General features: G+C 54.7%; 18 protein-coding genes and 1 tRNA gene. 12 read left to right on the top strand and 7 right to left on the bottom strand.

What is annotated here, in order from left to right:
• Positions 1 to 10 precede the first annotated feature (10 nt).
• The 4 genes from VXK30_RS01350 to VXK30_RS01335 are packed head-to-tail and all read left to right on the top strand — an operon-like array spanning position 11 to position 4,647.
• On the top strand, positions 11 to 1,282 hold the full coding sequence (locus VXK30_RS01350; protein WP_275717706.1) for a competence/damage-inducible protein A: 1,272 nt from the start codon (positions 11 to 13) through the stop codon (positions 1,280 to 1,282).
• A gap of 23 nt (positions 1,283 to 1,305) precedes the next feature.
• Complete coding sequence (gene srtB, locus VXK30_RS01345; protein ID WP_275717707.1) at positions 1,306 to 2,343, top strand: class B sortase; 1,038 nt, start codon at positions 1,306 to 1,308, stop codon at positions 2,341 to 2,343.
• Positions 2,340 to 2,837: a hypothetical protein gene (locus VXK30_RS01340; RefSeq protein ID WP_275717708.1), complete on the top strand. Its 498-nt coding sequence runs from the start codon at positions 2,340 to 2,342 to the stop codon at positions 2,835 to 2,837. Before srtB ends, VXK30_RS01340 begins: the two co-directional genes overlap by 4 nt.
• A gap of 4 nt (positions 2,838 to 2,841) precedes the next feature.
• Entirely contained in the window at positions 2,842 to 4,647 is a 1,806-nt protein-coding gene (locus VXK30_RS01335) for a serine hydrolase domain-containing protein (protein ID WP_275717709.1), read from the top strand.
• A 73-nt stretch (positions 4,648 to 4,720) separates the two neighbouring features.
• Here VXK30_RS01335 and VXK30_RS01330 read toward each other — a convergent pair whose 3' ends face one another.
• On the bottom strand, positions 4,721 to 6,121 hold the full coding sequence (locus VXK30_RS01330; RefSeq protein WP_275717710.1) for a S1C family serine protease: 1,401 nt from the start codon (positions 6,119 to 6,121) through the stop codon (positions 4,721 to 4,723).
• 279 nt (positions 6,122 to 6,400) lie between these two features.
• Here VXK30_RS01330 and VXK30_RS01325 point away from each other — a divergent pair, with 279 nt between their 5' ends.
• Positions 6,401 to 6,925: a cob(I)yrinic acid a,c-diamide adenosyltransferase gene (locus tag VXK30_RS01325; RefSeq protein WP_275717711.1), complete on the top strand. Its 525-nt coding sequence runs from the start codon at positions 6,401 to 6,403 to the stop codon at positions 6,923 to 6,925.
• A 6-nt stretch (positions 6,926 to 6,931) separates the two neighbouring features.
• On the opposite strand, the gene VXK30_RS01320 is transcribed toward VXK30_RS01325, so the two are convergent.
• Positions 6,932 to 9,184, bottom strand: a complete 2,253-nt coding sequence (locus tag VXK30_RS01320) for a vitamin B12-dependent ribonucleotide reductase (RefSeq protein ID WP_275717712.1) — start codon at positions 9,182 to 9,184, stop codon at positions 6,932 to 6,934.
• A gap of 441 nt (positions 9,185 to 9,625) precedes the next feature.
• Between VXK30_RS01320 and VXK30_RS01315 the strand changes: the two genes are divergently transcribed.
• The 3 genes from VXK30_RS01315 to VXK30_RS01305 all read left to right on the top strand — a co-directional run bounded on the left by VXK30_RS01315 (position 9,626) and on the right by VXK30_RS01305 (position 12,887).
• Positions 9,626 to 11,191: a PTS sugar transporter gene (locus tag VXK30_RS01315; protein ID WP_275717713.1), complete on the top strand. Its 1,566-nt coding sequence runs from the start codon at positions 9,626 to 9,628 to the stop codon at positions 11,189 to 11,191.
• Between the two features lie 31 nt (positions 11,192 to 11,222).
• On the top strand, positions 11,223 to 12,059 hold the full coding sequence (locus VXK30_RS01310; protein WP_275717714.1) for a histidine biosynthesis protein: 837 nt from the start codon (positions 11,223 to 11,225) through the stop codon (positions 12,057 to 12,059).
• 105 nt (positions 12,060 to 12,164) lie between these two features.
• Positions 12,165 to 12,887 (top strand): GntR family transcriptional regulator, encoded by a 723-nt coding sequence (locus VXK30_RS01305; RefSeq protein ID WP_275717715.1) that lies wholly within the window; start codon positions 12,165 to 12,167, stop codon positions 12,885 to 12,887.
• 80 nt (positions 12,888 to 12,967) lie between these two features.
• Here VXK30_RS01305 and nifJ read toward each other — a convergent pair whose 3' ends face one another.
• Positions 12,968 to 16,531, bottom strand: a complete 3,564-nt coding sequence (gene nifJ, locus VXK30_RS01300) for a pyruvate:ferredoxin (flavodoxin) oxidoreductase (RefSeq protein ID WP_275717716.1) — start codon at positions 16,529 to 16,531, stop codon at positions 12,968 to 12,970.
• Between the two features lie 343 nt (positions 16,532 to 16,874).
• Here nifJ and VXK30_RS01295 point away from each other — a divergent pair, with 343 nt between their 5' ends.
• From VXK30_RS01295 to VXK30_RS01285, 3 genes are all read left to right on the top strand, one after another.
• A complete protein-coding gene (locus VXK30_RS01295; protein WP_275717717.1) occupies positions 16,875 to 18,278 on the top strand; it encodes a hemolysin family protein in 1,404 nt (467 codons plus the stop codon).
• A gap of 194 nt (positions 18,279 to 18,472) precedes the next feature.
• The gene (locus VXK30_RS01290) at positions 18,473 to 18,991 is read left to right on the top strand and encodes a QueT transporter family protein (protein ID WP_275717718.1); all 519 of its coding nucleotides are present in this window, start codon (positions 18,473 to 18,475) and stop codon (positions 18,989 to 18,991) included.
• A gap of 18 nt (positions 18,992 to 19,009) precedes the next feature.
• Entirely contained in the window at positions 19,010 to 20,395 is a 1,386-nt protein-coding gene (locus VXK30_RS01285; protein WP_275717719.1) for a TrkH family potassium uptake protein, read from the top strand.
• Positions 20,396 to 20,481: 86 nt separating this feature from the next.
• On the opposite strand, the gene VXK30_RS01280 is transcribed toward VXK30_RS01285, so the two are convergent.
• The 4 genes from VXK30_RS01280 to VXK30_RS01265 all read right to left on the bottom strand — a co-directional run bounded on the left by VXK30_RS01280 (position 20,482) and on the right by VXK30_RS01265 (position 22,686).
• Positions 20,482 to 21,147, bottom strand: coding sequence for a potassium channel family protein (locus VXK30_RS01280; RefSeq protein WP_275717720.1), 666 nt, complete (start codon positions 21,145 to 21,147; stop codon positions 20,482 to 20,484).
• A 41-nt stretch (positions 21,148 to 21,188) separates the two neighbouring features.
• On the bottom strand, positions 21,189 to 21,812 hold the full coding sequence (locus VXK30_RS01275) for a potassium channel family protein (RefSeq protein ID WP_275717721.1): 624 nt from the start codon (positions 21,810 to 21,812) through the stop codon (positions 21,189 to 21,191).
• A 316-nt stretch (positions 21,813 to 22,128) separates the two neighbouring features.
• Positions 22,129 to 22,205: transfer RNA gene (locus tag VXK30_RS01270), tRNA-Arg, on the bottom strand.
• Positions 22,206 to 22,275: 70 nt separating this feature from the next.
• A complete protein-coding gene (locus VXK30_RS01265; protein WP_275717723.1) occupies positions 22,276 to 22,686 on the bottom strand; it encodes a DUF3842 family protein in 411 nt (136 codons plus the stop codon).
• Positions 22,687 to 23,049: 363 nt separating this feature from the next.
• On the opposite strand from VXK30_RS01265, the gene larE reads away from it, so the two are divergent.
• Complete coding sequence (gene larE / locus VXK30_RS01260) at positions 23,050 to 23,796, top strand: ATP-dependent sacrificial sulfur transferase LarE (protein WP_275717724.1); 747 nt, start codon at positions 23,050 to 23,052, stop codon at positions 23,794 to 23,796.
• Positions 23,797 to 23,804: the final 8 nt, after the last annotated feature.

The raw sequence follows: 23,804 nt of genomic DNA, 5'->3' as shown, positions 1-23,804 counted from the left end.
GGGAAAAAGAATGAACGCTGAAATTATTTCCGTAGGAACCGAGCTTCTGCTCGGCCATACGATCAACACCGACGCCTCCTTTGTCGCGAGGGAGCTTTCCACCATCGGCGTCAACCTTCTGTTCGCGGGAACCGTGGGCGACAATGTCCCAAGGCTGAAGGAAGCGCTGAAAAGCGCGCTTCGCCGCAGCGACCTTGTCATCACCACCGGGGGCCTGGGGCCCACCGGCGACGACCTGACCAAAGAAACCATCGCGGAAACCGCGGGCAAAAAGCTGGTGCTGCATCAGGAAAGCCTGGACAGGATCGTCCGCTATTTCAAAGGAAGGGTGCTGGGCGAGACACAGAAGAAGCAGGCGCTGCTTCCCGAGGGCTGCACCGTGTTCCCCAACGACCACGGCACCGCGCCGGGCTGCGGGTTTGAAACCGACGCGGGCAAAATCATCATCATGCTGCCCGGGCCGCCGTCCGAGCTGATCCCCATGCTGAAAAACTACGCGATCCCCTACCTGGCAAAGAACGGACGGGCGGTGATCGTTTCCAGAATCGTCCGCGTGTTCGGACTGGGGGAAGGGTTTGTCGCGGAAAAAATCCCCGACCTGACGGACTGCGCCAATCCGACGGCGGCAACCTACGCCAAGGACGGCGAAATGTTCGTGCGCGTCACCGCCCGTGCGGAAAATCAGGAAACAGCACAGGCCATGTGCGCCCCCGTTGTGGAAGAACTGAAAAGGCGTTTTCACGAGTTTATTTACGGAATCGACGTGGAAAGCCTGGAAGAAGTCGTCGTCACGGAGCTCGGCAAGCGCGGCCTTCACCTTACCACCGCGGAGTCCTGCACCGGCGGCCTGCTCTCCAAGCGGATCACCGATATCGCGGGCGCGAGCAAAGTCTTTCAGATGGGCGCCGTCACTTACGCGAACGAAATCAAGACGCTCCTGCTCGGCGTACCGGAGTCCACCCTGAAGCAGTACGGCGCCGTCAGCGAGCAGACCGCGCGCGCGATGGCCGAGGGGGTCCGGGCGAAATCCGGCAGCGAGCTGGGCATTGGCATCACCGGGATCGCGGGGCCGGACGGCGGAACGCCGGAAAAGCCCGTCGGCCTGATTTACATTGCTTTCTGCGACGGGGAACATACCTGGGTGCGCAAAATGCAGCACGGCGCTTCCAAAGGGCGCGAATACCTTCGCTGGCTCGCCGCTTCCAACGCGCTGGACATGGTGCGCCGCTATCTGACGGGCTGCGGAGGGCTGGAAGAAGCCGCCTACGCGAAAAAGGTATAACGATATCGACAAGGGGGTGCGCCATGAAACCGCAAAACGGAAAACGCGCGAAAAAAAGGTTTTCTTTTTACCGCGTTCTGCTGCCCCAAAAGGGTGACGGCAAAAAGCTGATTCTTTACAAGACCGTCAGCCTGATCGCCGTCTGCGTTTTCTTCGGCTGCGCCCTCTATCTGGTCTGGGACCTTGTCGTTCTGCCCGCCGCCGCGGACACGGAGCAGCAGGATATCAAAAGCGTCTATTACGCCGAAAGCTCCGAAACGCCGGACGCGGGGGACGATTCGCCCGCATCCGGCACCCCGGAACGCGACGAACAGGGGCGGCTGGTCCGGTTCCTTGAGCTGCAGAAAATCAACCCGTCCATTGTGGGCTGGATCAAGGTCCCCGACACCGTCATCGACCTGCCGGTTTTGCAGGCCGACGCAAAGGACCCGGAGTTTTACCTGACCCACGACTACCGCGGCCGGTACTCCGGATACGGAAGCGTCTTTGTGGACGCGCGCTGCTCCGTAGAAAAGGGGAAATCCCGCAGCATCGTCCTTTACGGGCACTCGCTCAATTCGGGACGGATGTTCACGCAGCTGGACCGGTACAAATCGCTGGATTTTTACAAAAAGAACCCGGTATTTACCTTTGATACGGTCGACAGCCAGTCGCAGTGGAAGGTCATTTCCGTCTTCCTGACCAACACCCTGCCGGAACAGGGAAAGCCGTTCAATTACATGAAAACGGATTTTCAGGACGACAGCGATTTTCTGAATTTCGTTTATCAGATGCGGATACGGTCCCTTTACAACACCGGCGTCGGCTTCAACAAGGACGACAGCATCGTTCTGCTTTCCACCTGCTCCTATGAGTTCAAGGATTTCAGGGAAGTCGTGGTCGCCCGCAAAGTCCGCGGCGGCGAAAGCGGCGAGGTGGACGTTTCCGGGGCGGCGTACAACGGCAGGGCCGTGTACCCGGACTGCTGGTACGCAAAGCACGGCGGGAAAAAGCCGGTTTGGCCGGAAACCTATGAAGAGGCCGTCAAAAAGAATCTTTTATCGTGGGGGGAAGGAATATGAACGCGGGACTGATCTTTTATTTCGCGCACAGGACCCTGCGCTGTCAGAATAAAATAGGGGAAGCGCTCCGTTTTTACGGTTCGGGTATCGCTGAGGTGAAGATCTGCGCCAAGAAGACGGACCTCAGCTCCACTATGGCGCGCCTTCTGCGGACGCTTCCCGCTGTCTTTGTGGTCGGCGACTCGCCCGAAAGCATGCCGGACTGCGCGCCGCCGCTTTTCAAAATCCTGCATATTCCCGTCGGCAGGTCCGGGGAGCCGAAAGGCGTTCTGCGCCTGAACGGTACGGATAAAACCGGCTACCTGATCGAAAGCCTCAATCAGGCGATCGTCGTACTGCCGGACGTGCCGGAGGAGCTTTCGCAAATGCTTCCGGCCGCCTGTGAACGGCTTGCGCTGAAATTCGGGCTGACGGGGGAGTTTCCTTCCGATGAACGGGAGCCGTTTGAAGAAATGATCGAGAATTCCATGAAGACTTTTAAGCCGGGGGTTTAAATCCATGTTGGATCTGCTGTCCCAGATGAAAACCGTTGATCTGGTCATCAAATTTGTCCGCGGCGATATGCGGCGCATCACGCCGTATCCGTTTCAGCCGCAGAAGAAAAAGAATATCCCGAAAACCGATCTCGGCGGGATTCCCGCCTCCACACCGGAGGACGAGGGGATTCCCAGCGAATATATCGAGCGGTTTTTTGAGGAGCTTGCCGCTTCCCCCGCCGTCCGTCCGCACAGCGTGATGCTTCTGCGGCACGGAAAGCTGATTGCGCAGGGCAGCTTCAAGCCCTATTCCCCCGCGTATCCGCACATGATGTTTTCCCTTTCCAAAAGCGTTACCGGCATGGCGGTGGGGATCGCCATGGAGGAGGGCCTGCTCTCCTTTGACGAAAAGGTCATCGACATCTTCCCCGAAAAGGGCGTCATGTTCCGCAGCCCCAGAATCAACAGCATCACCGTTCGGCACCTGCTGAACATGACCAGCGGCATCAAATTCAACGAGGCCGGTTCCTTTATGGAAAGGGACTGGGTGAGGGCTTTCCTGACATCGGACTGCATTTTCGAGCCCGGAAGCGAATTCAGCTACAACAGCATGAATTCCTACCTGCTCAGCGCCATCGTGCGCAAAAAAACCGGCATGGGGCTGGTGGAGTACCTGACCCCGCGGCTTTTCGCTCCGCTGGGGATTGAGGATGCGGACTGGGAAACCTGCCCGCTGGGAATCGAAAAGGGCGGCTGGGGGCTTTCCCTGCATATCGCGGATATGGCAAAGCTCGGCCAGCTTTATCTGCAGGGCGGCCGCTGGGACGTCGGCGGCGAAACACGGCAGCTGATCCCGGAGGAATGGATTCGGGAATCGACCAAAGTGCAGGCCCCGCCCCGCGAAAACGGCCATCCGGTCGGCTACGGGTATCAGGTATGGGATTTCCGCGCGGCGGACGCGTACCAGTACAACGGCGTATTCGGCCAGTACGTCATCGTCCTTCCGAAACGCGACATGGTGGTGGCTATCACAAGCGGAAGCCAGAACCTGTTTTCCGACGTTTCCATCGAGCTGGTGGAAACCTATTTCGGCGACGGCGCGGAAAAGATCTTCGACCATCCTTTGCCCCGGAACATCCGCGCGCTCCGCTCGCTGAAAAGCAGACTGGACAGCCTGTACGCAGTCCCCGAAACAGCGCCCCGGCCCCGGAAATCCAATCCGCTCCACACGTTTCTGCAGCGATTTTTCCCCCCGAAAGCCGAAGAACCGCCCTTGCTCGCCGCGGGAATCGACAAGCAGGAGTACCGGCTGGGCAGCAGCTACGGAACGCTGCTCCCGCTCATTCTGCAGTGCGTGACCAACAATTTTTCCGGGGGGATCACCCGCGTTTCCTTTTCCTTTGAGCCCGGCCTGTGCAGGATCACGATGTACGACGGGACCGACGAAAACGTAATTACGGCCGGGCTGGACGGCGTTCCCCGCCGCAGCGACGTAACGCTGAACGGCGACGTTTACACGGTGGGGGCGACGGCAAAACTGACGACGGACGAAGAGGACCGCACCGTCATGATCCTTTACCTCTCCTATATTGAAACGCCTTGTCTGCGCGTGATGAAATTCATTTTCTACGGAGAAAAGCTGCTCATCCGCTTTTACGAGCACCCCACCGTGGAGGCCGCGACAAAAATGCTGTTCGGTCTGGTCGGGGGAAGCGGAAATTCCATCGATAAGATGCTGATCGACGCCATTTCGCAGGAACGCATGGCCGCCCGGGTGGACAATATCATGATGCCCCGCGCGAAGGGCACTCTATTCGATAAAACATAAAAGCGGCGGGACCGGTTCGGTTCCGCCGCTTTTATGAAAGAAGGGAGTATTATGAAAAAGTTTTGCAGGAAACTTATTTTCCTGTTGACTGGGCCAGCTTCACTTTGGCGGTGAAGCTTTCCCCCGTCAGGGAACTGGTAACGCTCAGCGTGACCGTGTCCCCCGGTTTCTTCCCCGTAATCACCCCGGTAATCACATTCTGGCCGGTCACATCCTTGCCGTCGATTTTGGTGATCACGTCGCCCTTTTTAATCCCGGCGGAGGTAACCTCCGGATTCGTGACGGAGCCGACGTACATGCCGACGGGCAGGTTGTAGAAACGGGAAGTCATGGTATCGATAAATTGGCCGGAGATGCCGAGCACCGCCCTGTCCTTGACGTAGCCGTACTGCTTCAGGTCGCTGATGATCGGCTGCGCCACATTGATGGGGATGGAGAAGCCGAGGCCTTCATAGCCGGTGGCTACGATTTTGGAGGAGTTGATGCCCACGACCTGGCCGTACATGTTGACCAGCGCGCCGCCGGAGTTGCCCGGATTGATCGCGGCGTCGGTCTGGATGCATTTCATGGTATAGCCGGTATCGGAATTGGTGATTTCGCGGTTCAGCGCGGAAACATAACCGATGGTGACGCTGGAGTTGAACTCCATGCCGCCCGGGTTGCCGATCGCCATGACGGTATCCGCGACTTTAAGGTCGTCGGAGGAGCCGAATTCCGCCGCGGTCAGGCCCTTTGCGTCGATTTTAATAACGGCCAGATCGGTGACGCTGTCGCTGCCGATCAGCTTCGCTTCATATTTTGTTCCGTTGGACAAGATGACTTTGAGCGAAGACGCGCCCTCGACCACGTGCGCGTTGGTAATGATGTACCCGTCGCTGGTCGCGATAATGCCGGAGCCCTCGCTGGTCGGGGTGACGGAACTGTCCTCGTCGCTGTTTCCCGCGTTGCCCGCGCCGTTCCCGCCCATGGTATAGCGGGCGCTCTGGCCGATCTGGTAGTTTTGGATACAGACGACCGACGGGACCACCTTTTCGGCGATCTGCTGCTTGGTCAGCTCCCCGGTCACCGCGGCGGTATTGGTGGTGCCGCTGTTGACCAGCTTCGTCACGGTAAACGCCGGATCGCTGGTGCTTGCGTTTCCCAGCTTGACATACCCGTTGTTGACCAGCGCCGCGAACCCTGCGATGGAACCGGCCGAAATCATCAGGCAGCACAGGACCCCCGCCAGCGCCTTGACGAAAGTTCTTTTGCCGCCGCGCTTCTTTTTAAGCGGCTCCTGAAAATCGAAAACAGGCTGCCGGGGAACGGAAGGCCGCTCCCAGCTGTAAACCGGGGGTTCGGCCGGCTTGCTGTAATGGTAAAAATCCCCCTGCCACTCCGTCTGTCCCGTGCTTCTGTGTTCCGTATCGTTACTGTTTAAACCACGATTTGCCAGGTTCCTTTTTTTGTCATCGTCTGCAAATGGATTAAACATCGAAATCATTCCTTTCTGCGGTGATTTGCTTTCTGTGATTATGATTATGCCTGTGTTATGTGAAAAGGATGTGATGATTGGTTTATATTTTTATGATATTTTTTAGAAAAATATGTAACCTGAATTTAACGAAATTATGAACACAAAAAGGGAAGATTCCTCTGTTCTTTCCATTCCGCCGCAAAACCCTCCTGAAAGTCTTTCTTTTCCCGGCGGATTTGCGCCAAAATGTGCTATGATAGGATTGGAAATAAATTTTATACGGATGGAGAATGTGCGATGAACGGACTGACTCATGTTTACTGCGGGGACGGAAAAGGCAAAACCACCGCCGCCGTCGGGCTGGGGGTGCGCGCCTGCGGAAGCGGGAAGCGGGTGCTGATGGCGCAGTTCCTCAAGGGAAACGGCTCCGGCGAGCTGGCCGCCCTGAAACGGCTGGAAAATTTCCGCGTGCTCCCCACGGTACCGACCGTAAAGTTCACCTTTCAGATGACCAAAAAGGAGCTGGAGGAAACCGCCGTCCTGTGCGCCAACCTGTTCTGCAAGGCGGTTGCCGCCGCCAAAGCGGACGAGTGCGACCTGCTGATTCTGGACGAGGTATTTGCCGCGGTCAACCGCGGCCTGCTCGAGGGCGGAATGCTGACCAACTTTATAAAAAACAAGCCCCGGAAGCTGGAGCTTGTTCTGACGGGGCGCGGCCCAAAACCGGAGGTTCTGGAGCTCGCCGATTATGTTTCCGAAATCAGGAAGGGAAAGCACCCCTACGACAGGAACATCCCCGCCCGGAAGGGAATTGAATTCTAAACCGCATTAGCCGCAGCGGGAGTACCCGCACTGGCGGCACGTCACGCATCCGCCCTCATGCTCCAGCTTTGCCCCGCACTCCGGGCAGAAACGCATCTTGCCCGGGGCGGAATCCGCGGCTTCCCTCTCCGGTTTGGAGGTTTGCGGTGCGGGAGCGGGCCACTTTCCCCGCTGGACCTGCTCTTTGTAAACGCGTTCAATCGTCTTTGCAATCGCGTCCGGGCAGGAGGTGCATTTCAGCCCCGGCTGACGGATGGTCGACGGGCAACGGATTCCCCTGAGCTGGTCGACAATGCTTTCGACCTCCATCCCGCTGCGCAGGGCGATGGACGCAAGGCGCGCGGTCGCCTCCGACTGGGACGGGCATCCCCCGGCCTTGCCGGTATTGGTAAACACCTCGCAGATTCCCTGGTCGTCGTAGTTGACGGTAATATACAGGTTGCCGCAGCCGATTTTCACCCGCTCCGTCACTCCGGTTACCGTGTCGGGACGCGGGCGCGGCACAATCCGGCCATGCTCCGGCGTCCCAGCCGCGGGCAGGCCTTCTTTTTTTACCTGCCCGATGTTGAGCACCTGTTCCGCGCGGCTGCCGTCGCGGTAAATGGTCACGCCCTTGCAGCCGAGACGGAACGCGAGCGTATACACGCTGGCCACATCCTCCCTTGCGGCGCCGTTGGAGAAGTTCACCGTCTTGGAAACCGCGTTGTCCGTTCCCTTCTGGAACGCCGCCTGCATCCGGATATGGTACTCCGGGCTGATGTCGTGCGCGGAAACGAACACCCGGCGCAAATCCTCCGGCAGCTCCTCAATGTGGGCGACCGTCCCCTCTTTGGCAATGCGCTTCATCAGCTCGTCCGAGTAAAGCCCGCGCTTTTCCAGCTCCGCCTTCAGAATCGGGTTGACCTCGATCATTTCCGTGCCGTCCATGATGTTGCGGATGTAAACATAGCCGAAAACCGGTTCTACGCCGCTGGAGCAGTTCGCGATGATGGACAGGGTCCCGGTCGGCGCAATGGTCGTGATGGTCCCGTTGCGCATCGGTCTGTCCTGCGGCAGGATGCTTTCGCCGAAGAGCGGAAACGCGCCGCGTTTTTCGGCAAGGACCGCGCTTTCCTCACGCCCGCGTCCGGTAATGAATTTCATGACCTTTTCTCCGAGCGCGATCGCTTCGTCGGAATTGTACGGAATTCCCATCCGCAGCAGGCTGTCGGCCCAGCCCATGACGCCCAGGCCGATTTTCCGCGTCTGTTTGGTCACCCGGTCGATATTTTCCAGCGGATACCGGTTGGCGTCAATGACGTTGTCCAGAAAATGCACGGCGTTTTTTACCGTCAGCCCAAGCTTGTCCCAGTCGAACTCCGTTTTTCCGTCCGCCGTCTTCAGCATCTTTACCAGATTGACGGAACCGAGGTTGCAGGACTCATACGGGAGCAAAGGCTGCTCTCCGCACGGATTGGTGGACTCGATTTCGCCCTGCGAGGGCACGATGTTGTCCCGGTTCAGGCGGTCGAGGAAAATAATGCCCGGCTCGCCGTTGCGCCACGCGGCGTCCACGATCCGGTCAAACACCGTGCGGGCGCGCAGAGCGGAAACGGCTTTCTTCGTGTGGGGGTCGATCAGCTCATAATCGGTATCCTTCTCCACCGCTTCCATGAATTTTTCCGTCAGGCCCACAGAGATATTGAAATTGTTGATTTCGTTGTTGTTGGCCTTGCAGTCGATAAAATCGAGGATGTCCGGGTGATCAATGCGCAGGATGCCCATGTTTGCGCCGCGGCGGGTTCCGCCCTGCTTGACGGCCTCCGTCGCCATATTGAACACCTTCATGAAACTGATCGGGCCGGAGGCGACCCCGCCGGTCGAGTTGACGGTGCTGCCCTGCGGGCGCAGGCGCGAAAAAGAAAAGCCCGTTCCGCCGCCCGATTTGTGGATCAGCGCCGCCTGCTTGATCGCTTCAAAAATATCCTCCATGCTGTCCGCGACCGGCAGCACAAAGCACGCCGAAAGCTGCCCGAGCGGGCGCCCGGCGTTCATCAGCGTGGGAGAATTCGGCAGGAACTCCAGCTCCCGCATCATATGGAAAAAGGTTTCCTCCGTTTCTTTAACGTCCGCTTTCCCGTCGTGCAGCCTGTCCGGCGCAGCAATGGCGGCGGCTACGCGGCGGAACAGGCCCTCCACGGTTTCCGTGGTTTCTCCCTTTTCGTTTTTGATCAGGTACCGCTTTTGCAATACCGTCAGCGCGTTCTGTGATATGGTCATGGCCACAATTCCTTCCCTATTCATTTAAGATACCATATATTGTATCACTTCATATATATAAGTCAATATATTGTGAATATTTTATCCAATGTTATTCATAGAACTTTTATTTTTGTTCCGGAACCCATTTTCCTCTACCAGCAGACTGCCTTTTTATTTATACGTATAATAAAACATTCAGAACCATACAATATATAGGTTTTCGGAAACATACTAAGCATTGTTATTGTATATTATATCTATAATTTATCTTTATATTTATTTAAATATTACACAATATAAATAAATATTCGGTTATAATACCAATATTAATTATACGTATAATAATATATAATTTACTTACAGCTGAAAGCTTTCAGGGCAAAAAGGAGGCAAACGTAAAAAATGATTATTTGATCAGGATACGGAGGAAAGAGGAGTTAAAAACAGGAGGTCATTATTATGAACAAACAAGTTGCAATTATAGGCAGCAGTGGAGGGAATCTGTACAATCAGGGCGGAAACAATCCCAGGCTCATGATAAAGGAAATCTTCACGCAGGCCCAGTCAGCGGGAATTGACATTTCCTACATTCAGTTTATTGGCGCAACCAGTTCCATGGACAATATCAATAAGGGTACAAACGCCAAACTGTACACCTTGGAAAACGGTGAAATAACAGAAAGCAGCGAAGCCCCTCTTGATAAAATAAACGAAACAGCAAAAGCGTCTGATAAACAGCTCGCAGATAAAATAATGGACGGCGAGATCGATGCAATGATGCTTCTCAGTTGTGACCCGAAAGGCGTAAACAATCTGGCGATTACGGCAGCAGCCGAGAAAAAAATCCCACTGGTGGGAACAGGGGGCACATCCATTGCCAACACCCAGTCTCTCGGAGGAAAAGTCATCTCCGCCTCCGGCACAACCGGAACGACAAACCGTACAAGAGCGGTAGCCTTTGTCTCCGCTCTGGCCAAAGAGTGGAAGCTGAAATATATGCCGGTTCTTGCGTCCTCTTCGAGCGGTTCCGTGCAGGACGGAAGCGTCTGGAAGCGCATCAACTTCAGAGGAATCATGATGGCGGCAATGCCGGGCTTTATTTCCATGGCGCTTGTGCTGGCGCTGAGCAAAATTCCTGCTTTTGCCGGACTGAGCACCGTATTTGACACCCTGATTGGAATCTTACCCGTCGTTCTGGCGGCTATCGCCGCAAAGCAGGTTTCCGGGATGGACGAAGTTGGCCTGGTTGCCGGTATCATTGCGGGAATCCTCGCAAAAGACGGAGGGATCATCGGCGGAATGATCGCCGGTATTCTCGCTGGCATTCTCACGTATTACATAAGCAGCTTCTGCTTTAAGCATAAGGTTCCGGGGACAACGGCCAATATCGCCTCCGGGGGCATATCCGGTTTAACAGCCGGGCTGACGGGTATGTACCTTATTGCACCGGCTGCTCTCTGGTTTGGCAACACGGTTCGCTGGCTGATCGACCTTGCGCTGAACTACAGTCCCATTCTCGCGGGAGCGGTCGCCGGTCTGCTTATCTGGCCGGCTATTATCGGAGGCGTCTACCATGCCGCAATTCTTCCGATTATTCTACTGGAAATGGAGAAGGATGGCTTCAGCTTCCTGGGCGCGATCGACATGACCTGTCTGGTAATGGTTTCTGCCGGTATTACGTTGGCAAATGTCCTTTTCCCGAAACAAAAAAGCGAAAGTGCGGTCGCGCTCCCCGGGTTCATTATCAATATAGCCTTCGGCACTTTTGTGGAAGCGTCCTATCCGTTTATGTTCTCAAGCAAAAAAGTCTTTGGGGGTGCTTTGGCCGCCTCGACCATTGCCGGAGCCGTGGTCGGCTGGCTGGGGGTAAAAGGAACCGCATATGTTCCAGCCGTCATCGCCCCTATGCTCGCAAATCCAAACAAAGGCATTTTCTTTCTTGTCTGCATGCTGTCGGCAGCCGGACTTGCATTCCTTCTGACTACGATTGCCAATCAGCAGGACAAGCACAAGTTAACAAAGTAATGAATCCCGATAATGAAACAGAGGTATGAATATGTTTAAAAATGATATGGACAAAAGAATGAAGCAGGGAATGGAAAAGGTCTACAATGCGATTAAATTGGGCGGAGGCCACACGATCCTCAGCACCGGCATCACCGGCGATGACGCCCGTATTGCCAAAGCAGTGGCCGACGTAGGAATCAAAATGCTGGAGCCGAACCATCCCGCGGTAGCGCTTGCGCGTGGTCATAACGGCGTTGTTACCATGCACGCCGCGGAACAGATTCGTCATGAGATCACGGTGGCGCAGATGGCCGAGGTCACAAAGGGCGTGCGAAGCGTCGTACCAAAGGATGTTTACATCACCGTTGGAATTCCCGGCGGATTTACGGAAATCGTTCCAAAAATTCTGACTGACGACGATTTCATCATGATGGCGCTTAGCGGTGCGGACGGGCTGCATACCCACAAGTCTTCTTTAAAAGATCTTGAAGAGCTGATTCAAAAAGCACACAAATACGGGCTGCTGGTAGATGCTTATATTGGCAAAGAAAGTGACCTGCACACCTTCGGCCTTCCGGCGGAAACCCCGGAAGAGGTCTACAAGGTAGCAAAACAAATGGAAAGCGTTGGGACCGATATGATCGGAATGATGTCGGGCATGAGCTATGAAGGGGTCGCAGCCGATCAGATCCATCCGGAAATGCAGGAGCGTTTAACGGCAATGGTTGAGGCTGTTAAAGTACCAACGCTTGCTGAAGGCGGGATTAACCTGCACAACTTCGAAGCATTTAAGAAGACAAAAGTAAACATTCTGGTGATCGGAACTTCTTTCGACAACATGGTGGAAAAAGCGGCTCAAGACGCTGTCAAAGCATTTCTTAAATAAGCTGTTCACTGTTTACGCAAAAAGGCAAAGTATGGCATACTTTGCCTTTTTGTATTTTTTAAAATATGCTATAATAACAATAAATCAAGGAAGGGCGGCGGACCAATGGTAGAGAAAAAGAATTTTATATACATGAAACTGTATCTCGATATTAAACACAAGATCGACAGCGGTGAATTGAAGGCCGGAGAGCACCTTCCTACCGAACAGGAGTACCAGAAGCAATATCAGGTCAGCAGGGATACGCTCCGCAAGGCGCTTGCGAAGCTGGAGCAGGAGGGCTATATCACTCGCAAAGCGGCAACAGGAACCTATGTCAAATTTAAAAAAGCGGATTACGCCCTTTCCAGAATGGAAAGTTTTTCAGAGCTGATGCATAAAAGAGGATTGGCCCCTTCTTCAGAGATTCTCTCCATCGAAATGCTTGAGGACGCCGACAAGGATGTTCTGGCCCGGCTTTCCCTTTCCCAAGGGGAAAAAGTATATAAAATTTGCCGAATCCGTAAGGCGAATGGGGAACCGATGGCATACGAAATCGCTTATATCCCGCAAACGGTATGTCCGAACCTGCACACTCATCTGCTGGAAACCACTTCCCTTTACGATGTGTATGAGCACGTTTACGGGCTCCACCTGAATCACGGAGAGATTCAGCTGGAAGCTGAACTTCCCTCCCCTTATGTTCAGAAGGTCCTGAAACTAAGAAGCAATTCACCCCTTCTGAAAATGAGCTGTACGGTAATGCTGGAAAGCGGAACTCCGCTATATTATGTCCTGAGTTATTATATCGGGGAAAAATATGTCTTTTCCGCCAATCTGCCCCGATAAACAGCTATTTCCCAGTACGGAAAACACACAAAGAAGGCCCCGCGCGGAAACCCGCGCGGGGCCAACTGATTCAAGAAAGATTATTCCATTTTGGAGAGTTTCACAAGGTGCTCGTAGTTTTCAGCAGCAACCTTTTCGGCCTTCTGGAACAGAACCTCTGCGCGCTCCGGGAACGCACGGGTCAGGGAGTTGTAACGAACCTCGCCCATAATAAAGTCACGATAGCTGGTTGTAGGAGCCTTGCTGTCGAGGTGGAACGGATTCTTGCCCTGCTCCGCAAGACGCGGGTCGTACCGGAAGTTGGTCCAGTAGCCGGCTTCAACCGCCTTCTTCTCTTCCAGCTGGGAGATGCTCATGCCGCCCTTGATACCATGGTTGATACAGGGAGCGTAAGCAATGACGATGGAAGGTCCGTTGTAGCTTTCGGCTTCCGAAATCGCCTTGATGGTCTGGTTGTAGTCTGCGCCCATTGCGACGCGGGCCACGTAAACATAACCATAGGTCATTGCGATCGCGGCAAGGTCCTTCTTCTTTGTCGATTTACCGGTTGCCGCGAACTGAGCGACGGAACCGATCGGGGTGGACTTGGAAGCCTGGCCGCCCGTATTGGAGTAAACCTCGGTGTCGAATACGAGAATGTTGACATTCTCACCGGAGGCGAGAACATGGTCAACGCCGCCGAAGCCGATATCATAAGCCCAGCCGTCGCCGCCGAAGATCCACATGGATTTCTTGGCGAGGTAGTCTTTGTCAACAAGCGTTTTCTTCGCAAGCTTTGCAACATCGTCGCTGCCGTTTGCAGCTTTCCCGAGCTCCGCAATCAGAGCGTCTGCTGCTGCGCGGTTCAGGTTGCTGTCTTCCTTGGTCGCAAGGTAGTTCTTGCAGGCTTCCTTCAGGGAAGCGGAAGCCGCTTCGGAAGCTTCGATATTTTCAACATACTCGGCGAGTCTGCCGCGGATCGCGTTCTGGGCAAGAGTCATGCCGAAGCCGAACTCCGCGTTGTCCTCGAACAGGGAGTTGTTCCACGCGGGGCCGTATCCCTTCTTGTTGACGGTGTACGGTGTGGCCGGTGCGGAACCGCCCCAGATGGAGGAGCAGCCTGTCGCGTTGGCAATATACATTCTGTCGCCGAAGAGCTGTGTGACGAGCTTTGCATACGGTGTTTCACCGCAGCCCGCGCACGCGCCGGAGAACTCAAGCAGCGGCTGCTTGAACTGGCTGCCCTTGATGGAGGTAGGCTTGAATTTCTCGATGACTTCCGGCTTCTCGCCAAGGGTAAGGCCGTAATCAAAGCCCTTCTGGCTTTCAAGCTGTGTTTCCATCGGCTTCATGACCAGCGCCTTTTCACCCTTCATACCCGGGCAGACGGATGCGCAGGAACCGCAGCCGGTGCAGTCGTAGGAAGAAATGGTGATCGCGTATTTCATGCCGGGCATACCGGTCATATCCTTGGTCTTCTGGCTTGCAGGCGCCGCGGCGGCCTCCTGCGCGGTCATAGCGACCGGGCGGATAACGCCGTGCGGGCAGACATAGGAGCAGAAGGTACACTGGATACAGTTTTCCGGATGCCACTCGGGAATATCAATCGCGATGCCGCGCTTCTCGTAAGCGGCGGAGCCTGCCGGCACAGTGCCGTCGGCCATTTTGACAAAGGCGGATACGGGAAGCTGATTGCCCTTGTATTTGTTTGCGGGAACCATGACGTTGTTGACATACTCCAGCGTTTCCGGTCTGCCGTCTGTAAAGACATGCACCTGGGTATCGTCCTTGCAGTTCTTCCAGGATTCCGGAACTTCGACCTTGACAAAATCGGTCGCGCCGCGCTCAATAGCGGCATAGTTCATATCGACGATCTTCTGGCCCTTCTTCGCGTAGGAATGCAGGGCGGCGTCCTTCATATACTGAATCGCCTTTTCGGAAGGAATGATATTTGCGATCTTGAAGAATGCGGACTGGAGGATGGTGTTGATGCGGCCGCCGAGGCCGATCTCTTTACCGAGCCTGATACCGTCGATAGTGTAGAAGTTGATGTTGTTGTCGGCGATATATTTCTTCATTTTGCCCGGCAGTCTCTTGTCAAGCTCTTCCAGATCCCACTGGCAGTTCAGAAGGAAGCTTCCGCCCGGCTTCAGGTCCTGCACCATGTCGTACTCGTCGACATAGGAGGGCTTATGGCAGGCGACGAAGTCGGCCTGGCTGATATAGTAGGTGGACTTGATCGGCTTGCTGCCGAAACGCAGGTGGGAAACGGTCAGGCCGCCGGACTTCTTGGAGTCGTAGGCGAAGTAGCCCTGAGCGTACATGTCGGTGTGGTCACCGATAATCTTAATGGAGTTCTTGTTCGCGCCGACGGTGCCGTCCGCGCCAAGGCCCCAGAATTTGCAGGAATGCGTGCCCTTCGGGGTTGTGTCCGGATTTTCCTTAATATCGAGGGAAAGATGGGTGACATCATCGATAATGCCGATGGTGAAACGCTTCTTCGGGGTGTCGGTTTCCATGTTGCGGTATACGGCGACGATCTGGCCCGGGGTGGTGTCCTTGGAGCCGAGGCCGTAGCGGCCGGTGTAAACCGGAACAGCGCCGAATTCCGTGCCGTTGATCGCGGCGAGAACATCCAGGAACAGCGGCTCGCCGATGGAGCCCGGCTCTCTTGTTCTGTCGAGTACGGAAATCTTCCTGACCGTCTTCGGCAGGACGTCGAGCAGATATTTCGCAACAAACGGCCTGTACAGTCTGACCTTGACCAGACCGACCTTGTCGCCGGCTGCGTTCAGGTAATCCACAACTTCCTCCGCCGCTTCGCAGACGGAACCCATTGCAATGATGACCCTTTCGGCATCCGGTGCGCCGTAGTAGTTGAACGGCTTGTAATCGGTGCCGATTTTCGCGTTGACTTTATTCATATAGTCGACAACAACATCCGGAAGATCATCATAGAATTTGTTGCCGGCTTCACTTGCCTGGAAGAAGAAGTCGTCGTTCTGAGCCGTGCCGCGCGTGACCGGATGCTCCGGATTCATCGCGTTGCGGCGGAAGGACTCCACAGAGTCCCAGTCGAGCATCTCGCCCAGATCGGCGTAATCCCACATGTGGATCTTCTGTACTTCATGGGAAGTACGGAAGCCGTCGAAGAAATGCAGAAACGGTACGCGGCCCTTAATGGCGGAAAGATGGGCGACTGCGCCCAGATCCATAACCTCCTGCGGGCTGTTGGAGCAGAGCATTGCGTAACCGGTCTGACGGCATGCATAAATGTCGGAATGATCGCCAAAAATGCAGAGTGCGTGGGTCGACAGGGAACGCGCCGAACAATGGATGACGCTCGGAAGGAATTCGCCGGCCATCTTGTACATGTTCGGGATCATCAGGAGAAGGCCCTGAGAAGCAGTGTAGGTAGTGGTCAGCGCGCCTGCCGCCAGCGAACCGTGCACTGCGCCCGCGGCGCCCGCTTCGGACTGCATCTCGGTAACCCTGACTTCCCTGCCGAAAAGATTTTTTCTGCCGGCCGCGGCATATTTGTCTGTTTCATCTGCCATAACGGACGACGGGGTGATGGGGTAGATGGCGGCAACGTCTGTAAACGCATAAGACACATGTGCGGCAGCGTTATTGCCATCCATAGTTTTCATCTTTCTTGAATCCATTATTATTATTTTCCTCCTTTTAAGGATAATCTATTTGCTATAGGCGCCAACATACTGCACCTTGTCTAAATTTTATCATCTTTTATAAGATATGTAAAGAAATTTTGCAGGATTGGCCATAGAATTTACATCTCTAATAAAAATCGAAAAAATTTATCCTGAATTCGTTCATTTTGGCGGCGATTCCACCCTGTTAAGCGGCTTTGCCAAGCCACACCGCCGCCTCTCTGCTTTGCTCGCGCGCATAGATGCGCAGATACTCCATAAACTGTTTGACATTAGTATGAATAATAATATACAATAATATTATTATATTTTATTTCCGAAAGGGGAAAAACAATTCATGTCACCCGAACCTGACGGCTCATTTTTTCATTTGCTGAGCGTGCTGCCCGCCGCCGCTGAACAGGAGCCAAATGAATTTTTATCCATTCTGCTTCTGTTTGCCCTGATTTTGGTAAATGCTTTCTTTGCCGCGAGTGAAATCGCAGTGATTACCCTCAACGACAACAAGCTGAAAAAAATGGCGGAGGACGGCAATAAAAAAGCCGCCAAGGTACTGAAGCTGACGGAGAATTCCAGCCGCTTTCTCGCGACCATCCAGGTCGGCGTAACGCTGAGCGGATTTCTGACCTCCGCCTCGGCTTCCCAAAGCTTTGCCGGCAAGCTTGCAAAACAGCTTGCCTTTTTGCCCGTGCCCACCAGCGTCGTCCACGGCGTATCCACGGTATTGATTACCGTGCTGCTGTCCTATTTTTCGCTTGTGCTGGGCGAGCTGGTTCCGAAAAAAATCGCCATGCAGCGCGCGGAAGAGCTGTCTTTCAAATTCATCGGCATTCTGAATGGCACTTCCGCCGTTTTCCGGCCGTTTATTTCCTTCCTGTCCTTTTCCACCAACGTCGTCCTGAAGATGCTGGGCTTTGATCCCAACGCCTCGGAGGAAACCGTCACGGAGGAGGAAATTCTGATGATGGTCGACGCCGGCGAGGAAAAGGGCGTCATCGGCGAAACCGCCAAGGATATGATTTCCAATATTTTCGACTTCAGCGATATCACCGCAAGCGAGGTCATGACCCACCGCACCGAGGTGGACGCCGTGGAGGACACCGCCGCCATACAGGACGTCGTGAACCTTTCCATTTCGGACGGGCACTCCCGCATCCCCGTTTACCACGAGGACCTGGACAATGTGCTCGGCGTGATCTATGTCAAGGACCTGCTCCAGTATGTCGGCAGCGAGCTGGATAAAAATATCAAAATTACCGATCTGATGCGCCCCGCGTACTTTGTACCGGAGAGCAAACGCTGCAGCGAGCTGTTTACGGAGATGGCCGAGCGCAGGACCCAGATCGCGATTATTGTCGACGAATACGGCGGGACCGAGGGGATTATCACCATGGAGGACCTGCTGGAATCCATTGTCGGCGACATTCAGGACGAATACGACCACGAGGAAGAGGAAATACATAGGGTGGACGATCACAAGTTTACCGTGGACGGCGGGACCGACATCGATGAAATTTCCGATCTGGTGGGGATTGAGCTTCCAGAGGGGGACTACGACACCATTGCCGGCCTGGTGGTGGAGATGCTGGGAAGGATTCCGAAGCCGGGCGAACACCCTGTCGTACAGGTCCAAAACCTGACGCTGACCGTTCAGGAGGTTGAGGACCGCCGCATTTCCAAAATCCTGATCGAGGTGCTGCCGGAGCCGGACGACGGCGACAGTCCGGCGAAAGACGAATAACAGAAAAAACAGAGGGTCTGCTGCTTCGGCATCAGGCTCTCTTCCATTGCGTCGTTTTATGCCGGATATTTATGGAAATGAGTTGCTTTTACCGCAATTTTGTAGTATGGTATTGTAATTACCGGACACAGCCTGTCCGGTATGGTCAGTCGCAAAATCCTGACCTTAAATAAAACTACGGAGGAATCTAAGAAATGAAAAATCAGTCTCAGCGCGCGCAGTATCTTGCGCAGGGCGCCATGATCGGCGCCATCTACATGGTTCTGACCCTTCTTGCGGCCCTGGCGAACTTAGCTTACGGCCCGGTGCAGTTCCGCTTTTCGGAAGCGCTCACCATTCTGCCGGCCTTTACCCCGGCGGCCGTTCCGGGACTTGCGGTCGGCTGCCTGCTTGCCAATATATGGAGCGGTTACGGCGCGGCGGATATGGTGTTTGGAACCCTGGCGACTCTTTTGGCGGCGGTCTGCACCAGGATGGTCCGAAACATCCGGATTAAAAACCTTCCGGTTCTGGCCCCGCTTCCGCCGGTTTTGTTCAACGCGGTGATTATCGGGCTTGAAATAGCCGTTCTGTCCACGGAAGGCTTTTCGTGGGTCGGATTCTGGGCCGCGGCCCTTTCGGTAGGCGCCGGGGAACTGGTGATCTGCTACGGTCTGGGACTGCCCTTGGCTGCAGCCTTGCAGAAGGTAGGGAAAAGGAGAAAAATATTCTGATTTTGGGGTGTAATTGTAATGGGGGAAGAACAGTTCTGTGTGAAAAAGCGGTTGAGGAGCGTGCCGCCGGTCAGGCTGATTGTGGTAAGCTTCGCGGTTGTCATTCTTGTGGGCGCGGTTCTGCTCACGCTGCCGATCGTTTCACGCAGCGGGCTGCCGACCGGATTTATCGACTCGCTGTTTACCGCGACCTCGGCGACCTGTGTCACCGGTCTGGTCGTATTTGACACATGGACACACTGGAATCTGCTTGGCCAGATCATCATCATCCTGCTAATTCAGATCGGCGGGCTGGGCGTTATCACCTTCACCACCGGCTTTTCCATGCTGGTCCGCCGAAAAATCGGGCTGCGGGACCTGCAGCTGGCAACAGAAAATACGAGCGGCGACACGATTAACATAAAATATCTGATCAAGATCATTCTTTTCTTTACATTTTTCTGCGAGATGACCGGAACGGTGCTGCTGACGTTCCGTTTCGTTCCCCAGTTCGGGGCAAAAGGGATCTGGATTGCGGCGTTTACGGCGATTTCCGCCTACTGCAACGCCGGATTCGATATTCTGGGCTTTTTGATGAAGGACGGCAACCTGATTCCCTATGTCGGGGACCCTCTGGTCTGCCTGACAGTCGGCGGGCTGATCGTGATCGGCGGGCTGGGCTTTGTGGTGATCAGCGATATCTACAACGCGCAGCTTCTTCCGCGGATTCATAAGGAAAAACCGGTCCATCTGCATTTCCATTCCATTCTGGTACTGATCATGACGGCGATTCTGATCGTATCCGGTACCGTGCTCTTTCTGGTCTGCGAATACAACAACACGCTTGCAGGCATGGATTTCGGAACAAAGCTGAACGCTTCCCTCTTTCAGTCCATCAGCGCGCGCACCGCGGGCTTCTGTACGGTTGACATTGCAAAGGAACACGATTTTACAAAAATCATTACGGTTATCCTGATGTTTATCGGCGCCTCGCCGGCAGGGACCGGCGGCGGTATCAAGACAACCACCTTTATCGTGCTGCTGGCTACGGTGGTCAGTGTCATGCGCGGAAATGAAGAAACCACCCTGCTCAAACGCCGGATAGACCAGTTTACGGTTTACCGCGCGCTGTCGATTCTTTCCGGCGCAGCTGTAGTCCTGTTTGTAGCCACGGGCGTTATTTTGACCGCGGACCCGGATGTCAACGGCGTCGACGCTCTTTTTGAGGCAACCTCCGGTTTTGGCACCGTGGGGCTTACCGCGGGTGTCACACAGACTTTAAGCTGGATTTCCAAGCTGACGGTCAGTCTGACCATGTATATCGGCCGTGTCGGCCCCGTTTCCCTTGGGCTTGCGCTGACTCTTCACAGAGGACACCGCAGCGCAGGCGCGATTTTGCCGGAAGGGAAAGTCATTGTGGGCTGATGCTTTAGCGACAGCAGCGGCCCCGGCAGAGCCGGGGCCGGGAATAATAAAATCCCACCGCGTTTCCCGCGGTGGGATTTTTGTGTTTATTCTCTTTGGGCGCCCAGAATTTCCATCAGTTCCTTCTGGCTTTTATTTTCACAGACGGCAACGATCTCATCGTTGGCACGAATGACCGTAAACCCGTTTGGAATCATCATGGTGTCGCCGCGCACTACGGAGATAATCAGCGAACCCTGCGGGAGGGTGATGTCCTTCAGCTGCACGCCGTCCAGCGCGGTGTCGCGCGGAAGGGTAATGGCACAGATTCCGGCCTTTCCCTTATTCAGCGTTGCAAGCAGATGCATCTTTGAGACGTCCACTTCCTGCTCAATCAGGTTGGTGATAATTTCCGTGCTGCTGACGGCAATATCCGCGCCCAGTTTGCGCAGGGCCGCCAGATTGCGGGGGTCGTTCGCCCGTGCAATGACTTTTGCCGCCTTAAACTCTTTTCTTGCCAGCTGGGAGGCAACGAGATTGTCCTGATCGCTGCCTGTAACCGCGATCACGCAGTCAGCGTTTTTTGTGCCGGCTTCGTCCAGCACCTCAATTTCCGTGCCGTCGCCGCAAATCACTTCCACATCCAGCTCATTGGCGAGGCGCATACATTTGAGCTTATCTTTTTCAATCAGCTTCACGCTGTATTTTCTTTCGAGCATATTTCTGGCAATCTGATGCCCCAGCTTGCCGCCGCCCACAATTACAATCCTCATATCTTCCCAATATCCTCCAAATTCGGCACGACCGAAATCAATCAGTCGATCACCTTTGCAAAAATGACCTTGTCCCCTTCGGTAAGAATGATTCTGCGGTCAGAAGAATACAGCTCCAGCGTACCGTTACGATGAAGAACCCCGAAAACGGTCTCTCCAATATCCTTTGGAGCCGCGGCAACGGAAATGCCTTCATGCGCCTTATCCACGGCGCGGCAGTGAAAAGTCGCCGTCGCACTCTCGAAGGACATATTTTTGGAAGCGAGCGGCTGCGTCAGCGCGGTGAAAATAGAATCGCCCGCCAGATTGGTCGGGCAGACGGTTTTCAGACCGAACCGTTCAAATACATTTTCACGGGCCGGGTCGGAAATACGCGCAACCACGTTCTGTACGCCGAAAAATTCACGCACAATCTGTGACACCGTAATGTTCAGATTATCGTCGGGAGTGACTACGGCAACTGCGTCGCAGCTTTCCACTCCGGCGTTTTGCAGCACCGTCATATCCATCGGCATGCCGGTGACCGTGATCCCGCTGAAGTTCTCGCTCAAATTCCGGAACGTATCCGGATTGGAATCAATCACGGCGACGTCATGGCCGTGCTCATCGAGCAGTCCCGCCAGACGGGTTCCCAGCCTGCCGCAACCCACTACAAGAACATTCACAATAACCTCTCCTCTGCATAACACCGTATACAACATGATAAAATTTCACTGATGAAAGGAACCGGTGCTGCTCCCCTGCCTGCGCCGGGGGGGGCCTCACCCTCCGGGCCGGGAACACCACCAGATTTACTCTGCCCTGTTTGATTTTGGCCCGCCCGGAGGGATTCGAAGGTGGTACATGTTCAGCCCGCGTTCCGCGAGTCCCTTCGTTTTCCTTCGGGATAAAGATTTCCGGTGCTGCTCCCCTGCCTGCGCCGGGGGGTTCTCACCCTCCGGGCCGGGAACACCACCAGATTTACTCTGCCCTGTTTGATTTTGGCCCGCCCGGAGGGATTCGAACCCCCGGCCTTCAGAATCGGAATCTGCTGCGATATCCAGCTTCGCTACGGGCGGATGTTTAGCCAAAGGTTATTATAACATAATTCGTGCCAAAGTCAATGGAAACAGTCAGAAATTGCACGGGTCATGCCTCGCAGATTTTTCGGATCGAGGCCACCGCGAGCTCGATATATTTGGACATGGGCTTTTCTTCCACCCCCGCCACGTACACATGGCAGGCGGACACGGGTATCAGCACCTTTTCCGCTCTGCTGCCGGAAACAGCCTGTGCGATTGCGGGCGAAATTTCCCCCAGCATCGCGTTCGCGAGAATAATCCCCATCGGCCCGGCGATAATATCCGCGTGCGCGCAGTTGTATACGGCCGCATTCTCTCCGGTAGCGCCGGCGTCGGCTCCCGCTTTCAGCATCGCCGAGGTTGCAAGGGCGTTGGTCCCCACCGCGACGAGTTCGGCGCCCGGAAGCTCCGCTTTCAGCCTTTCCACGATGCTGCGGCCGATCCCGCCGCCCTGGCCGTCAATCACGATAATCTTCATCGAAATCCTCCATCCCCAGGTCTTATTTAAATGTTATAAAATCAACAATACCTTTCCATAACGAAGATGATAACACAAGTATCTTTTCCCGTCAATCAGTCCCGGAAACAGGTATCCTCCCTCATTAAAAATTTTTCTGGGAAAGAAGGAATCGTAAAGGCTTCAGAGAGGGATCGGGCATTGACAAAAGCCTGTTCCTATTGTAAAATATTTATTAATACCGATATGCAGAAGCATGTCGTACGGATGAACGAAAACAGGATCAGGATCATGAAATACCAGCGCGCGGCAGCAGCTGTGCGCTTTGCCAGAAGGCTCACAGTACTGTGAGCCTTTATTCTTTATGATCGGGAGTTATGATCGATGGACTTAAAAACATTCTTTACACAGAATCCGCGCGCCGCGCTCGCTTTTTCCGGAGGGGTGGATTCCTCTTATCTGCTGTACGCGGCAAAACAGTATGGCTGCGACGTCCACGCCTATTTTATCAAATCGGCCTTTCAGCCCCAGTTTGAGCTGGATGACGCGCGCCGTCTGGCGGAGCAGTTAAACGTCCCTTTTACCGTGGCGGAATTCGACGCTCTTGAAAATCCGCAGGTGGCCGCCAACGACGCCCTGCGCTGCTATTACTGCAAGACCACCCTGTTCACGCAGCTCAGGAAGCTGGCGGCGCGGGACGGCTGCACCCTTCTGATGGACGGCACCAATGCCTCCGACAGCTTTGAAGGGCGGCCGGGCATGCGCGCCCTGCAGGAGCTGGGCGTACGCTCGCCCCTGCGCGAATGCGGTCTGACCAAGGACGATATCCGCCGCCTTTCCCGGGAAGCGGGGCTGTTCACTTCCGAAAAACCCTCTTACGCCTGCCTTGCCACCAGAATCCCCACCGGCACGGCCATTACGGAGGACATGCTGAAAAAAGTGGAGCAGGGAGAAAACGCCATGTTCGCCATGGGCTTTACCGATTTCAGAATCCGGCTTTTCCACGGCGCGGCAAAAATCCAGCTTCCGGAAAACCAGTTTTCATTGGCAATTGAAAAGAAAAACGAACTGAATCAGGCTCTTTCCCCGTATTTTGACGGGGTATTGCTCGACCTGACGCCCAGAGTATAAAGGAGAGT

The organism is Caproiciproducens sp. CPB-2, from assembly GCF_036287215.1.
Lineage (GTDB): Bacteria > Bacillota > Clostridia > Oscillospirales > Acutalibacteraceae > Caproiciproducens.
Note: the sequence above shows the minus strand (reverse complement) of the source record. Positions and strands in the feature narration are given on the sequence as shown.

Excerpts from the sequence above, each read along its gene's own strand:
- VXK30_RS01350 (WP_275717706.1), top strand. The coding sequence starts at position 11 with ATGAACGCTGAAATTATTTCCGTAGGAACCGAGCTTCTGCTCGGCCAT.
- srtB (WP_275717707.1), top strand. The coding sequence starts at position 1,306 with ATGAAACCGCAAAACGGAAAACGCGCGAAAAAAAGGTTTTCTTTTTAC.
- VXK30_RS01340 (WP_275717708.1), top strand. The coding sequence starts at position 2,340 with ATGAACGCGGGACTGATCTTTTATTTCGCGCACAGGACCCTGCGCTGT.
- VXK30_RS01335 (WP_275717709.1), top strand. The coding sequence starts at position 2,842 with ATGTTGGATCTGCTGTCCCAGATGAAAACCGTTGATCTGGTCATCAAA.
- VXK30_RS01330 (WP_275717710.1), bottom strand. The coding sequence starts at position 6,121 with ATGTTTAATCCATTTGCAGACGATGACAAAAAAAGGAACCTGGCAAAT.
- VXK30_RS01325 (WP_275717711.1), top strand. The coding sequence starts at position 6,401 with ATGAACGGACTGACTCATGTTTACTGCGGGGACGGAAAAGGCAAAACC.
- VXK30_RS01320 (WP_275717712.1), bottom strand. The coding sequence starts at position 9,184 with ATGACCATATCACAGAACGCGCTGACGGTATTGCAAAAGCGGTACCTG.
- VXK30_RS01315 (WP_275717713.1), top strand. The coding sequence starts at position 9,626 with ATGAACAAACAAGTTGCAATTATAGGCAGCAGTGGAGGGAATCTGTAC.
- VXK30_RS01310 (WP_275717714.1), top strand. The coding sequence starts at position 11,223 with ATGTTTAAAAATGATATGGACAAAAGAATGAAGCAGGGAATGGAAAAG.
- VXK30_RS01305 (WP_275717715.1), top strand. The coding sequence starts at position 12,165 with ATGGTAGAGAAAAAGAATTTTATATACATGAAACTGTATCTCGATATT.
- nifJ (WP_275717716.1), bottom strand. The coding sequence starts at position 16,531 with ATGGATTCAAGAAAGATGAAAACTATGGATGGCAATAACGCTGCCGCA.
- VXK30_RS01295 (WP_275717717.1), top strand. The coding sequence starts at position 16,875 with ATGTCACCCGAACCTGACGGCTCATTTTTTCATTTGCTGAGCGTGCTG.
- VXK30_RS01290 (WP_275717718.1), top strand. The coding sequence starts at position 18,473 with ATGAAAAATCAGTCTCAGCGCGCGCAGTATCTTGCGCAGGGCGCCATG.
- VXK30_RS01285 (WP_275717719.1), top strand. The coding sequence starts at position 19,010 with ATGGGGGAAGAACAGTTCTGTGTGAAAAAGCGGTTGAGGAGCGTGCCG.
- VXK30_RS01280 (WP_275717720.1), bottom strand. The coding sequence starts at position 21,147 with ATGAGGATTGTAATTGTGGGCGGCGGCAAGCTGGGGCATCAGATTGCC.
- VXK30_RS01265 (WP_275717723.1), bottom strand. The coding sequence starts at position 22,686 with ATGAAGATTATCGTGATTGACGGCCAGGGCGGCGGGATCGGCCGCAGC.
- larE (WP_275717724.1), top strand. The coding sequence starts at position 23,050 with ATGGACTTAAAAACATTCTTTACACAGAATCCGCGCGCCGCGCTCGCT.